14 protein-coding genes and 1 riboswitch are annotated in these 13,654 nt (G+C 48.5%); of the genes, 3 read left to right on the top strand and 11 right to left on the bottom strand.

Translation table 11 applies throughout. The features are described 5' to 3' along the window. Positions 1-54: 54 nt before the first annotated feature. From WG31_RS11320 to WG31_RS11290, 8 genes are all read right to left on the bottom strand, one after another. The gene (locus WG31_RS11320; RefSeq protein ID WP_063354580.1) at positions 55-1,374 is read right to left on the bottom strand and encodes a c-type cytochrome; all 1,320 of its coding nucleotides are present in this window, start codon (positions 1,372-1,374) and stop codon (positions 55-57) included. Then, positions 1,367-3,004 carry a GMC family oxidoreductase gene (locus WG31_RS11315; RefSeq protein ID WP_063354579.1) on the bottom strand — a complete coding sequence of 546 codons (1,638 nt, stop codon included), beginning with the start codon at positions 3,002-3,004 and terminating at the stop codon, positions 1,367-1,369. Before WG31_RS11315 ends, WG31_RS11320 begins: the two co-directional genes overlap by 8 nt. A gap of 21 nt (positions 3,005-3,025) precedes the next feature. Beyond that, entirely contained in the window at positions 3,026-3,697 is a 672-nt protein-coding gene (locus WG31_RS11310) for a sorbitol dehydrogenase family protein (RefSeq protein ID WP_063354578.1), read from the bottom strand. A gap of 113 nt (positions 3,698-3,810) precedes the next feature. Further along, positions 3,811-4,275: a DUF2147 domain-containing protein gene (locus WG31_RS11305; RefSeq protein ID WP_063354577.1), complete on the bottom strand. Its 465-nt coding sequence runs from the start codon at positions 4,273-4,275 to the stop codon at positions 3,811-3,813. 41 nt (positions 4,276-4,316) lie between these two features. Further along, a riboswitch (cobalamin riboswitch) is annotated at positions 4,317-4,556 on the bottom strand. A 77-nt stretch (positions 4,557-4,633) separates the two neighbouring features. Next, positions 4,634-6,226, bottom strand: a complete 1,593-nt coding sequence (locus WG31_RS11300; RefSeq protein WP_063354576.1) for a carbohydrate porin — start codon at positions 6,224-6,226, stop codon at positions 4,634-4,636. 363 nt (positions 6,227-6,589) lie between these two features. Beyond that, the gene (gene dctA / locus WG31_RS11295) at positions 6,590-7,894 is read right to left on the bottom strand and encodes a C4-dicarboxylate transporter DctA (RefSeq protein WP_006117331.1); all 1,305 of its coding nucleotides are present in this window, start codon (positions 7,892-7,894) and stop codon (positions 6,590-6,592) included. 273 nt (positions 7,895-8,167) lie between these two features. After that, entirely contained in the window at positions 8,168-8,290 is a 123-nt protein-coding gene (locus WG31_RS16200; RefSeq protein ID WP_255411708.1) for a hypothetical protein, read from the bottom strand. Positions 8,291-8,302: 12 nt separating this feature from the next. After that, positions 8,303-9,358, bottom strand: coding sequence for an aromatic ring-hydroxylating dioxygenase subunit alpha (locus WG31_RS11290; protein WP_063354575.1), 1,056 nt, complete (start codon positions 9,356-9,358; stop codon positions 8,303-8,305). 120 nt (positions 9,359-9,478) lie between these two features. On the opposite strand from WG31_RS11290, the gene WG31_RS11285 reads away from it, so the two are divergent. Further along, positions 9,479-10,393: a LysR family transcriptional regulator gene (locus tag WG31_RS11285; protein WP_167348735.1), complete on the top strand. Its 915-nt coding sequence runs from the start codon at positions 9,479-9,481 to the stop codon at positions 10,391-10,393. A gap of 61 nt (positions 10,394-10,454) precedes the next feature. On the opposite strand, the gene WG31_RS11280 is transcribed toward WG31_RS11285, so the two are convergent. The 3 genes from WG31_RS11280 to exbB are packed head-to-tail and all read right to left on the bottom strand — an operon-like array spanning position 10,455 to position 12,483. After that, positions 10,455-11,282 carry an energy transducer TonB family protein gene (locus WG31_RS11280; RefSeq protein ID WP_063354573.1) on the bottom strand — a complete coding sequence of 276 codons (828 nt, stop codon included), beginning with the start codon at positions 11,280-11,282 and terminating at the stop codon, positions 10,455-10,457. Next, positions 11,279-11,728 carry a TonB system transport protein ExbD gene (exbD, locus tag WG31_RS11275; protein ID WP_063354572.1) on the bottom strand — a complete coding sequence of 150 codons (450 nt, stop codon included), beginning with the start codon at positions 11,726-11,728 and terminating at the stop codon, positions 11,279-11,281. Before exbD ends, WG31_RS11280 begins: the two co-directional genes overlap by 4 nt. A gap of 5 nt (positions 11,729-11,733) precedes the next feature. Beyond that, a complete protein-coding gene (gene exbB, locus WG31_RS11270; RefSeq protein ID WP_035352329.1) occupies positions 11,734-12,483 on the bottom strand; it encodes a tonB-system energizer ExbB in 750 nt (249 codons plus the stop codon). A gap of 464 nt (positions 12,484-12,947) precedes the next feature. On the opposite strand from exbB, the gene WG31_RS15595 reads away from it, so the two are divergent. Both WG31_RS15595 and WG31_RS15120 read left to right on the top strand, forming a co-directional pair. Further along, a complete protein-coding gene (locus WG31_RS15595; RefSeq protein WP_157884535.1) occupies positions 12,948-13,106 on the top strand; it encodes a hypothetical protein in 159 nt (52 codons plus the stop codon). Then, on the top strand, positions 13,063-13,452 hold the full coding sequence (locus tag WG31_RS15120; RefSeq protein WP_245191512.1) for a low temperature requirement protein A: 390 nt from the start codon (positions 13,063-13,065) through the stop codon (positions 13,450-13,452). Before WG31_RS15595 ends, WG31_RS15120 begins: the two co-directional genes overlap by 44 nt. The last annotated feature ends 202 nt before the right edge of the window (positions 13,453-13,654 follow it).

Genomic DNA, 13,654 nt, shown 5'->3' with positions numbered 1-13,654 from the left:
ACCTCTCCGCCCTTTTTGGTGTGTGGTCTTATCAGCCTATGTATGGTGTGGCTGTCATTTGTCTTTATGGAACTGTGCAACCTGATCTGCTGTTACGTGCTGGTCTCCGCTGCCAAAGGTTGCCATCACATAATTCACGATCTTTGCAATTTCAGCATCGTTCAGACGCTGCACGTCTGAATGACCGCTAAAGTCCGGCATAGATACATTTCCTGCTTCGGTTTTGCGTTGCACCCCGTGCAGAATGGTCATGATCAGGTTATCTGGCCGTGCGCTGCCCACGGTTGAGTTATGGAACAATGAAGGTGCGTATTGATCCTTCGTGCCCGTACCAGTCTGGCCATGGCAGGCCGCGCAGTTGGCATCGTATGCGTGCTGTCCGTCCATTTCGGTCAGATCATCAATTCGGGTTGGGGCACTCTGGCGGATATCCAGTGCTTCTATAGCTTGGCCAAAGCTATCTCGTGCCTGATGTTCCATATCATCGTCCATAGCTGGAACTTGGTGAATATAAGTAGCTATGGCGTGCAGATCCTGATCTGTCAGGTGGCTGGTGCTGTGTTCCACAGCTTCTGCCATGGGGCCTGCGGCTTGAGCATGACCATTGGCATGGCCTGTTTTCAGGTAGGCAACAATATCCTCTTCGCTCCAGTTGCCTATACCACCGGTTTTGCTGGTGGTGATGTTGGGGGCGTACCATCCATCAAGCGACGTGCCAGCCAGATATCTGTCCTGCTTTTCACTGAGCATGAAGTTACGCGGCGTATGGCAGGTGCCGCAATGTTCCAGCGCATTGGTAAGATACTTGCCGCGGCGTAGCGGATCATATGTGCTGGAATCTCCGCTTTCTGGCTCTTCCTTGGTGGTTACAAAGTTCCAGGCCGCCATTGCGCTGCGCATATTGGCAGGAAACACCAGCGTTGTTTCTGCCGGGGTGCTGGCAACTGGTTTTACGCTGTGCATGAACCACATATAAAGCGCATGCACATCCTGATCTGTCATGCCTGCATAAGAAACATAAGGCATAACAGGGTACAGGTAAGCGCCATCTTTGCGTACGCCATGGCGTACGGCTTGTTCAAAGTCTTGCTCTGTGTATTTGCCAATGCCGCGCTCTGGATCTGGCGTAATGTTGGTGGAAATTACATCACCCATAGGTGTTGCAATTTTTAGGCCACCAGCAAATGGCTGCGAACCGGGCTTGGTGTGACAGGCAATACAATCTGATGCAGTGGCAATATAAGCACCACGGTCCAGAACAGCCTGATCCGGAGCTGCATCTTCTGCATGGACAGGTGGCTGGGTAAGAGCGCAAACACCAAGCACCGTGCCTGCCGAAAGAAGGGTGCGCAAGGTTTTGGAAAAATCAGGCATGAGCAAGTTCTTTTTTCAGCGTATCGGCAACACGTAGCGCTAAGGCAGCTACAGTCAGGGTGATGTTGCCGGTGCCAACGGTTGAGAAAACCGAGGAACTGGCAATAAACAGATTGTCATGATCATGCGTTCGGCAATGGCCATCTACCACGGAATCCTTGGGATCTGCGCCCATAATGGTGCTGCCTGCGGGATGATCCTGCGGGAAGTAGCCCGGAGTCCACTGTTCATCCGTGCCGTGCATCAGTTTGATTAGGTCGCGGAAAACATAGCGTGTGTGTTCACAACTGCGCACAGTGTATTCGGGCAGCTTATAGTACACTTCTGGGTGCGGAATCCCCAGAATATCCTTATGCTCTTTGCTGAGTGTCAGACGGTTGTTGGGATCTGGCAGAGCTTCGTTATGGCTGAACAGCCGTACAGTGTGTGAAGCTAGGTAACGGATCTGTTCTTCCAGTTCCCGGCCAACGTACCCTTTGGAAATAGCTAACTGGGTAGCCAGATCCACTTGGTTATCATCCACCATGTGCACAAGGTAGGCCCCACGGTCTGAGCGCCAGTTTCCATCACGGAAATTGTCGATCACGTTGGTTTCCAGCGGCCCACGGCCCGGCCACAAGGCTTGATCGCCACTGATGAAGGTAACCTGTACACCGGTATGATCCATCATGTTGCGGCCTACATGGCCGGAACTGTTGGCAACACCATCCGGGCTTTGTTCATCAGCAGAAAGCAGCAGCAGTTTAGCTGTTTCAATGCAGTGCGCAGCAATAACAAAATATTTGCCCGTAACGCGGTGTGACCCTTTGTCGGGGTCAAAGTAATGCACGGCGGTTACGCGCTTGTTCGCGCTGTCTCGCTCAATCTTATACACCACAGCGTTGGGGATAAACTTAGCCCCGGCAGCTTCTGCATGGTAAACGGAATAGCTACCGTTATACATGGCCCCAATAGGGCAGATGGGCATGCAGTTATTATGCCCTTCACATGTTGGGCGGCTATCATACGGGCGGGTGTTACGTGCTTGTGGTTCGTGCACCACGCGCCACGGCGTTTTTTCCTGAATCAGTTTGCGGAATTGTTGTGCAGCGTAAGAAATGGGCAGTGCATCCATAGGATATGGCTGCCTGCGGGGAGACCCAAGATCTTCCACCGCAGGATCTGGCCCGCAAACCCCCATCATGACTTCTGCCTGATAGTAAAAGGGCTCCAGATCATCGTAAGTTAAAGCCCAATCGCGGCCCTGACCGTAACGTGTTTTGAGTTCAAAGTCTGATGGTAGGTAACGCCATGCGCACCCAGCCCAGTGCCATGTGGTGCCTCCCATCATACGTAAGTAAACCTGCTGATAGGCTTCGGCATTTGGGCCGGAGGTATGCAGATACTCGTTAGGGGTTTGCTGATCAGGCGGATGCCGTGCCCAAGGCACAGCCGGAAATGGCCCCTGATAAGAGGGTTTGTTTTCCAGATTGCGGAAGTTTTCTACAAAATGCTGGCGGTCAACACGTGGGCCAGCTTCCAGCACAATGACGGAAATACCGGCGCGCGCCAGTTCGTTGGCAATAGAACTACCTGCAACGCCTGATCCTACGATCACAACGTCGGCTGAAAGATTTTCTTCGGAGGGCATAAAGCGGGGTATCCCGTAAGATCAGGTCGGTTCGATAACAAGGGCGGAAGCAGAAAGTGCAGGGTGCCCTTTTGGGCGTGCAACTTCTGGTGGCTTGCTTGTCCAGTAGAATGGGCCGCCTGTTGCATAGGTTTTGGGGTAAACGGCATCCTTGGTGATGTCGAACATCAGGGCGGAGCGGTAAATCACCACTTTGCCATCCGCAATACCTCGGTACCAGCCGGTCAGAATTTCGTGGATAACATCTTTAAGTTTGGGATCAGATTTTTCTGCTGCATGAGCAAAGGCAGATGCCGTCGTAAATTTTTCTCGCTCTAGTAGAGTATGCAGGGTGTTAAGTTTATCCTGTCGATCGGCATTGGCATGCACGATATTGGCATATAGGGCCGCACCAATCTGGGGGTTTAGCGTATCTCTATCTGTCAGTCGCTGGGATATCTGCATAAAGCGAGAGAGGTCTTCAGTGTTTGGTGTAGTAGGCGCGGTATTAGCAAGCGCCGCACCTGTTGTGCCTGCAACAGAAAGACCAATACCACCTAAAAGCACATCCCGACGGGACATGCGCAACAGTTTATTCAGGCGCATGGCGTTAGGAGATGAACACCACTCCGCCACAGGCTGCCCCTCGTGCGTTTGTCTCATTCTTCGGATTCTCCCTACAAAACCGGGCTCCGCCTTGTCAGAATGAAACATTGCGGAGAAATATCGAGTTCAAAATTACGGGTAGTTTTATAGGGACGGCCTGAGCTTGCAAGCTGTTGTAATGGAATAATAGGTTATTTCATGCTTCGTTGAAGCAGGTATGCTTAGGGGTTAATGTGGCAGTTGTTGCCTATACGGCCATGAAACGGCTGCCAGGTATCTGTTCTACCAAAGAGCTCCAAACCTAAAAAACCATGCAGTTTCAGGGCACCATCATCCGCTATCCATATAATAGCATCGTAAGTATTTTTGCTCTGAGGATCAAAGATATGACCTTTCCAGTGGTCATGCCGGTCTTCCATGGGATGGAAGCCTTTGAGCATCTGAAGGTTACATTCTGTTTTTCTACGGCCAGAAGCTTCTTCATCTTGCGTTAGGTTTAACCCTACAAGGTTCCCACACATTTTATCGCCACAGGTGTGGATATTGAATACGCCTTTACCGTCTTCCGTAATCCATTGTCCGGTTATGGCTGGTGTAGAGGCGCTTTCTGCATGAGCGTTGGAGGGTATATTGCTCCAAGCAAGAAGCAGTGCTGTTAAAAATGAGCTAAAGGCATGTTTATGCATGTTACTGCCTGTTTTGCCGCTGCCGGTTCATCCCGCCCGGTATGATGTGCCTGATGGAGGCAGGTCTCCTGGCTTGGGGATATGGTATGTTAGACCTTTTACCTTCCCAGCCGTGTTTATCGGCCAGTGGCTAGCCGTGACCGGCAGCAGGTCAAACCTCCCCTTACAGTTGCGGGAGCAGCTGCCGACTATAAAGATTCTGCTTCAATTTAAGGCAGAAATCCGTACACGGCATTCCCTTTCAAGCCGCTTGCGCAGCACCATCCATCTGTTCGAATATATATTCTAGCAATAAGCAGGTTTGGTGCCAGTATGAGAAAAGCAGGGCAGGTGAGATGTTTTTGCGCCTCGCTTTGCCTTACAGGGCAGCAATAACCTTAAGCCCTGCCAGAATAGCATTGGGAATAACCGAGGTTTCTCCGGGGCGCATCATGTACTCAAACTCGGATGTAATAACCAAGCCCGGTGTGACAGGAATGCCGTAATATGCTTCCAGAATTGCAGAATGTGTTTGTGGCCCATTGATATAGGGGCCAAGGGGAACGCCCGCAGCTTCCTGCATACGTTGCCCATAGGCCAAGCGTGGGCTGAGTTGGTAATAGGAATACATGACGCCCAGACGATCCAAAGGCCGGTGGGGGATAATACCCAAAAGGGAAGCCCCTGCGTAGAACTCGTTTGAGAATGTGGAGTTACTTGGCGTGTTATGAATGAAGCCAGCTAGCACATATCCGCCAGCCATCTGATGTTCGCCATGGCTGCGATACACCATCTGGTCTGCCTCTATATAAAATGTATCACGCGGTTTGAGTTTGTGCGGATGCACAGAGCCCGCAAAAGCAGCGGGAATGGTGCCAACCATATCGGGGTAAGGAGACGTGTCATGCCCAAAACCGATTTTGTAATGGCCCGGAAGCTTGCGCGTGCCAAAAAACGGTTCCCACGTTAACTCAATGGGAGTTTGAATACCTGTATAAGGCTCATCGCCCCATGCCCAACCTGTATTGTCACGTGCTTTGGGGCCTATGCGATAAATACCAGTGCGCAGGATAAGATCATGCGTTGGCCGAAAGCGCACTGTGCCTCCCCATGATGTTTTGGGGTAAACGCTCCAACCTGCCGGTTCTCGTATAGCCATGGGTGCAGAGCACATGGTCATGAATGTGCACAGTAAAATAGAAGTAGAATAGGTATGTGTAAGTGAAATGCGTCCGACATTGATATTGATACGGTTGTGAAGAAAAGATTTTTCGAGATACAGATCGGCAAGGCGGGCCGCTGCGGGGCCGTGAATACTCCATACTTCTGTAAGAAGTACATTTCTTTCCCCAACATGATCCCAGCCGACTTGTCGGCCTTCACGGTTCATAACAATACCATGCAGGTACCACCCTTGTAGCGGATTCCAACCGGTAAGCTTGCCGAGATCAAACAACATGCTGGCACGAATTTCATGCGTATAATCCATACCTTTTGAAAGACCGCCAGCAAGATTGGCTATACCTTCACCTTTATATGTTAACTCAAAGGTAAAGCCGCGTTCGCTTAGTCTGTCGCGCCAAGGTTTAAGGCCCGGAGCCAGATTGCCAAAGGCCTGTTCAGCAACAAAATACCCCGCACTGATATCCTGCCTGCGTAACGCTGTATTATTATGGTTTAACAGGTAGGAAAGGCTTTCAGTATCAAACAGGGCGTCCAGACGTTCTTCAGCTATCGGGCGTTTGTGTTTTTTTGGTATCTCGGCGTTAACGATAGATTTTGAAGAAAATTCAGGTTTCTCAAAAGACTTGGTGGTTTCATTCTGTTGAGCGCGCGCGGAGGTAGCGTGAAAAGCAATATCAAATGTGAAAAGAACTGTCCCGATATAAAGCAAGCGAAGAACGGATAAACATTCTTGCTGGTAGCGTGATGTTTTTTGTTCTGAATTTGAAATGATATAAGTTGAGGGCATTGCCCGATCCTCATGGCGCAAGAACGACCATTGCGTACAAGTGGCATGCAGCAACGGAGCATCTCTGAAACAAGGGGAAAGAAATACAAAGATTAAAGGGAAAGGCGGCTGGGTGCTTTCTCTTTAAAAAATAGATTTTGTAATTTTAGCAAACATTTTTCAGATCTCACGTTTCTTTTTGTTTTTATTATCGCGGATTATGGAAATTAAATTACAATCAAAAAGATTCAAGGATTTTTTTCTGTTATAACGAATACTCAAGAAAAAGTTTACAAAATTACACTGTTACAACAAGGTTTATTCTCAATTACAAATACAAGAAATCCGTAGGCAGCCAGAGGAGCTACCTACGTAAAAGAGGTATCAGACTGAAGGTGTTTTTGTAATTTGTGGTTGCGTGTGCAAGGCCTCATGAAGTTGCGTATCATCCAACGCATTTTCCCAGCGTGAGACAACAATAGCAGCAACAGCATTACCAACCAGATTGGTAAGGGAACGACATTCAGACATAAAACGATCAATACCCAGAATAAGCGCCATGCCACCCACAGGCACGCTGGGTACAACAGAAAGTGTGGCAGCCAGAGTAATAAAACCAGCGCCTGTTACACCAGCAGCACCTTTGGAACTCACCATAGCAACTAGCAGCAGGGCAAGTTGTTCCTGAAAGCTTAGGTGCACATCAGTTGCCTGCGCAATAAACAGCGCAGCAAGAGTCATGTAAATATTGGTGCCATCCAGATTAAAAGAATAGCCCATGGGCACAACTAACCCTACAATCCCTTGGGAGCAGCCAGCCCTTTCCAATTTGGCAATCAAACCGGGTAGGGCGGATTCAGAAGAACTGGTGCCCAACACAATCAACAGCTCTTCTTTTAGAAAGACCAAGAGCCGCAGAATGCTAAAACCAGCCAATCGTGCCACAACACCCAGAACAACGCCTACAAACAGAATGGCTGTAAGATAGAATGTTAGCACCAAGGCAAGTAGGTGCAGAATGGAATGCAGGCCAAACTTACCTACGGTAAAAGCCATGGCACCAAAAGCCCCAACAGGTGCCAGATACATCACCAAACGTACAACTCCAAAAACAAGTTCTGTCAGGCTGTAAAACAGATTAAGGACGGCTTCCCCCGCTTTACCCATTTTGGCCAGACTGATGCCAAACAGGATGGCAACCAGCAGAACCTGCAGAATTTCACCCGATGTAAATGCTCCGGCGGTTGTGGAAGGAATGATCTGCAACAAAAAATCTGCAAAGGAATGATGCTGCGCGGCAGCACTTACAAACTGTGTAACAGAACTTGTATCAAGGCTTTCGGGGCGAATGTGCAGCCCAGCACCGGGTTGCAGAACGTTAGCCACAAGCATGCCAATGGCGAGTGCCAAAGTAGAAAAACACAAAAAATACAGCATGGCTTTGCCAGCTACGCGGCCAGTTTGCTTAAGGTCCGCCATGCCAGCAATGCCTGTGCACACTGTTAGAAAAATAACAGGTGCAATGACCATTTTGATAAGTTTAACAAACCCATCTCCCAGCGGTTTAAGTGCGGTGGCAACAGAGGGGAACATTGCACCCACGGCAATGCCTGCACCCACAGCCACCAGAACCTGAAGGTAAAGGAAGCGTTGGTGTGAACTGGAAAGGGGAGCAGATGATGGAAGCACGCCTAAAAATCTTTCTGTTCTTGTTTTTGTGCCTGTGGTGCATCCTGATGGAATATATAGTGTTATATCAAGAATATACGCGCAGACTCACGTAGGGTAACGCGTGTTTATATCGTTTGGGAAGAGAGGGTATATCTCTTTTTCTTGAGTTTTCTAGGCGTAAACAATGTGGAAGGTGAATATTCAGGCATAAAGTCCTAGATTATAGAGGTATAATTACATGGATGTAATGATGCGGGGGTTGACCATATTTTTATTGTGAATGTTAGACATTCAGTGTGGGTAAGGGGCTGCGCGTGCTGAGGCTGCATTGGGCAATCTGGCTCCTGTGTTCACATGAAAATGGTAGGTCAATACCAGAATAACCTTCATCTTCACGGAGGAAGAAGGAGCCATGATCTTATCCTTTCATGCGGTAAAGAACTGGCTCAAGCCAATGGTGCGTAAGGCGCGCCGGTAAGCAATGGAACTGCGATCTGCCACCACATGTACTTCCAAAGAAGGGTCAAGCGGTAGGTTTTCGGGTTTCTGGGCTTCTACCAAGGCGCGGTCTTCCTCAAAAACTTTCAGGTTGAAATCATAAACATCCTGCAAAGGTAGGTCGGTATCAAAGTTACGACACATGGGTGCAAACATGCGCGTTTTCTTGGCGGAAACAGGGGACGCTGCATTCATGATGACCAGCCTGCCGTTATCGGGAAAATGAATTTCCAGCGTGGCCGTAAAAGGAACATGCACCCGAAAATGGCGCAGCCATTCAAAATCTGGTCGGCCACGTTCTGATTGCCCAATAGGGTAGTTGCCGACATTGCTGCGGTATTCTGCCTCAAATCCATAGGGCGTCATTTTGGGCATGTATGCTGGTACTATAGGGTTGTCTGGGTCAGCAAAAGTTTCTGTATGCACAAATGCAAAATGAGCAACGTCTATAAAGCCCTCAACCTGCCGCCCTGCAAAACCGGCAATGTCTATCCAAGGGCAGTTGATGTGTTGGAAACCTGCTTCATCCCAATGTGGCATGGCCGGAAGAGATATTTCTGCATTTTCCTGGGGACGTAGGCACGTCCAGATCAAGCCATATCTTTCTACCACAGGGTAAGTCCGCAGGTTCAGGCGGGAAGGAATGGCGTTATTCGGGTGGGCGGGAACACGTAAGCATCGGCCTTGATGGCCAAATTGGAAGCCATGATAGGCGCAAGCAACTGTTTGGCCGTTACCCTTACCCATGCTGAGTGGCACGCCACGATGCGGGCACAGGTCATCTGCCACAACAATTTCTTTTCCAGCCCGATAAACAACCAAAGGTGCATCAAGTAGCGTTACGCCTAAGGGCTTGTCTTCCAGTTCACGCACAAGGGCAATGGGATGCCAGTATGAGGTCAGAATAAGCCAGTCATCAGCATCAAAACTGAGGTCGCGGGGGAGTTTGGTGTCGGCGGGGCGGGCGCAGGCTGGGGATGTCACAGCTTAATCTCCTGAATAGGGAATGTTTCCCGTTCCTTTAGGAGACAGTGTTTCATTAAGCGTATATTATCGGATATATCTATTTCATGCAGTATCCATTCTCAAACTGAGAACAGGTCAATGAATCCCTTTTCGCGCTTTCTAATCTATTTTTTGGCTGTGGCACGGCATGGCTCCATACGTAAAGCATCGGAAGATCTGCATATTGCGGCCTCTGCAATTGATAGACATATCCTTTTGGGAGAGCAGGCCCTTCAAACACCGTTATTTGAGCGCCTTTCTTCCGGTATGCGTTTAACTGCGGTGGGAGAGTTATTTTATGCACATGCCAGCCGGTGGACGAAAGATTTTGAAAGCCTGAACCGCCAGATTGATGATTTAAAGGGTATGCGCCGTGGACGTATAGATATTTTGGCCCCAGAGGCTTTGGCGCGCGTATTTTTGCCCAGCATTGCTGCGCGCCTAAAAGAACAATATCCCGGAATTGTTCTGAACATCCATATCCATGATAATGCAGAATTGGGGGAACGTCTTTTTGCAGGAGAAGGAGATCTAGCATTTTTGTTAGACCCCGCAGATTTGCGAGACTTGCAGGTGCGTTCAATGCTTTCTTTTCCACTTGGCGTGGTAAGCCTGCCGCAGCATCCAGTCACTCAGCACTCTTCAACTCGGTTTTCAATTTGTGCAGAATATCCAGTGATTGTGCCAGAAGAACCATTGGCCCTTTCGTCTGTTTTTAGAAAACTGGAGGCAGATACTTTGGTGAACCCGAATGTGATTTCCGGGGCAAATAATGTGCAGATGATAAAGTCTTTGGTTAAGGCTGGACTGGGGATTACTATTCTCAGTTATCTGGATGTGATGGATGAGGTTCAAAATGGAGACATGGCCTTTACCCCGCTGGCAGGGGCGCATGTTTCTCCCTTGCGGTTGGCGCTTGCGCATGATCGTGCGCGCCCTTTATCTGCCGTGGCACGGCGCGTTGCAGACAGTGTAGAGGCAGAATGGGCGCTCTTGCGCCAGAAAATAGGATAAGGAGCGTATTTTCTTAACACACTGAACAGGTATTGAAAGATGATTATTAAAGAAGTAATTTTTAATCCTGTATGTGTTCCATATAAAATTCTATTGGCACGGTGAGGGTAATGGAATCGCCTGCCACGCTTTCGGGTGGACTAGGTAACGGCTCTGCACGATGCACTAATGCCAAGGCTTCGCTATCCAACAATGAATGGCCAGAGCTTTTTTCAATATGCGCCGAAAGTACATGCCCTTTTCGGTCCATGGTAAAATGTAGCCTGGGCGCACCTTCCTGATGAGCAGACATAGCTTCTGCAGGGTAACGTTTATATTTCTCCAGCCGCGCCAGCAAAGCCCCTTGCCATGTGGCTGGACTTTGGGAAACGTGAGAAGAAGATGACCCATCAATAGGTGCTGCCTGTGTTTGGTTTGGTGGCACTTTGGAGGATAGGGGAGCTGTTGTTTTTTCTGCCGGTAGTGTTTTGTCAGGATTTGGTTTTTTGAGACTTACAGTAGATTTGTGTTTCTTTATAATTTTACGCAGTTTTTCGGGTTTGGGAACTGGAAGGGGTGGCTGTGGAGCAGGCGCAGGAGGAACCTCCAGTTTGGCGGGATCAACAGGAGAAGGAACTGATTCCGAAATTGTTTGGTGAGGGGTAGGTGGTGTATCTGTGGGTGGAGAAGGGATTGCAACAGGTTCTGGCGCCATATCAATAGCAATAGCCGCTGGCGGGGCCTCCGGTATAGGCGGAATTGTATGAGGCATGTGCAGGAAAGATAAAGTGGCAATTCCTGCTGATGATATAACAATCAAAAAAGACATGCCCCAACGGAAAGTATCTTCTTTTCTGGTTCTGCGTGTTTGGTGAATTTTCCAATTGGAAAAAGATGTTGTTGCGCTCATTGTTCGGTCTTTGCGGCTGGAGCAGAGCCATCTGCCTGACCTTGCAAATTAACAAGAGCAACCTTGAGATAACCAGCAGAACGAAGCTTATCCATCACACTCATCAGTGTGCCGTAATCTATCGTTTTGTCTGCACGCAGGAAAATGCGTTCATCCTTGTTGCTCCTGGTTGCTATTTCTAACGCTTTTGGCAAGTTGTCGGTTGAGATACTCTCTTCACCAAGTGTCAGTGCATGATCTGCATTTACAGTTAAAAAAACTGGATTTTCTGGGCGTGGAGCTGGTTTTTCCGTTGATGAAGGAAGATCTACAGGCACGTTTACTGTGGTAAGGGGGGCTGTTACCATGAAAATTACCAAAAGCACCAACATGACATCAATGAAAGGCGTTACATTGATCTCGCTTGCTTCATGCGGGTTTTCATCAGCATGCTGGATACGGCGCATATGGTTTATTCCCCAACCATACGGTTGATATCAAAGGGAGTAATCTGGGCGCTTGTTGCAAGTTTGTGCGTGCGGCCAAGATCACGAGAAACCAAGCGCATTACAAGGGATGTCAGATCTGCCACTTGTGCCCTGCAGGATGCAGATTGGCGTGCAAGATGGTTGTAGATCACCACGGCAGGAATGGCGGCCACAAGCCCAAGTGCAGTGGCCAATAGGGCTTCTGCAATACCCGGGGCGACCACAGCAAGGCTGGTGGCTTTACTGGCGGCAATGCCTGTAAAAGATGTCATAATGCCCCACACAGTGCCAAATAGTCCAATAAAGGGTGATGTTGCACCAATGGTGGCCAATAAGCCTGTGCCGCGCATCAGGCGGCGCCCTTCAGCAGCTTCCAGACGCTCTAAATGTAAAACAATACGTTCCTTAAGTCCTTCGTTATCATTGGGAATATCGTAAGAAACAGCTTTTTCAGTTTCCGCAGCCATAACCAGTGTGTGGGCAATACTGTTTGGGCGTGTGCTTCTTTCTCCCAAAGCCAATGTGCCAGCTTCTTCCAGCGTTTTTTCTGCTGTTTTTAGCTTTCTGCGAACACTTAAAAACTCAACAGATTTGGCGATAAAAATGGTCCATGTCAGAAGCGAGGCAAGAGCCAGAAGTATCATGACACATTGCACGACAGAGCCTGCGTTCAGGAACATCTCCCATGGAGAGAAAGAAAGCGGAATCTGATTAGATGATTCTGATAAGGGCATAAGATACCAAGTGCTTTCGCAAATACAGATAATGAAGCGACGCGCGGAAGAACCTATAGGGAACAACCAATGGTGTAATTAGAAAAAGGTGCCCTATGCTTTCTCACGCGCGGCATATCTCAAACAGCAAATAACAAAGCGCCCACAAATACGCAAGTGAGAATCACTATCATCTGAGCGTGAATGTCCTAATATTTTGCAAAGTGTCTGTATGATTCAGATGGTTAAATGTCTTTATGTAAACAGTGATATCTGGCTAACAGATTGAAAAATTAAAATTTATTTTACAAATTTTAGTTCATAGATATTTTTGGTCACTGTAACAGTCTGTTGCAGCAAACACACACCCATACGATTTGATAATCATTTGCTTCTGAATATAAGCATTATTATCAATTATACGTTTCGTCCCTATTATCTCATTAAGGTGGAGCAGAAGCTAGGGTTCACCAAGAGTGCGGCAAATGAGTCGATCAGATTTGTCTCACTCGAGTTCACAAGGTAAGGGCCTGCGCGTGGCTGTTGCTTTGGGTGTATCTGTGGGATTGGGTGTTACAGAAAGCAAAGCGTTGGCAGAAGATGCAGCGCAACCGCCTCAGCCTGTCCGATCTGCTATGCAGTGATGCAGATGGGGCGACCAGTTTTTGTGGTTGCCAAATTACCTGCAAATCATGCCTGCTCCTCAGTTATAAACGCATTCTGGGGCGGTCATATACGTCAGGCTGGACAATTTCAGGCAGTCACTTGGTTGAACGATGTCAGCTTTTTGTCATGGTGGCGTTAGGTGAAACAAGTATGGCATCCGGGCTCTACATAGCGCGTGCGGCACAATGGACAATGCCAATATTACTGGGGTTCTTTATTTTTCTTGGCTTGGGGCAGGCACTGCCATCACTTGTATTATGTTGTGTTGGTACGCTTCTGTTGCTGAGTGTCGCTTGGAGTGTGGGAAGAAGCAATAGGGCCTAAATGTAAAGACTTATGAGAGTTTTTTTCCAGTAAGATGTACTCATGCTGGGCCAGATTCTCTTTTATTGCATCAATGCTTCTGGAAGAGCGTGTTGCGTTTTTTGGAGGCATTGACGGATCGCAGCATGGAAGCAACGATTATGGGCTGCTGGCATCATCGGTGCAAAGCATGTTTTGCACACGTTCTGCTTTTTCGATCTGC

This window comes from Acetobacter oryzifermentans, assembly GCF_001628715.1.
GTDB classification, from domain to species: Bacteria; Pseudomonadota; Alphaproteobacteria; order Acetobacterales; family Acetobacteraceae; genus Acetobacter; species Acetobacter oryzifermentans.
Note: the sequence above shows the minus strand (reverse complement) of the source record. Positions and strands in the feature narration are given on the sequence as shown.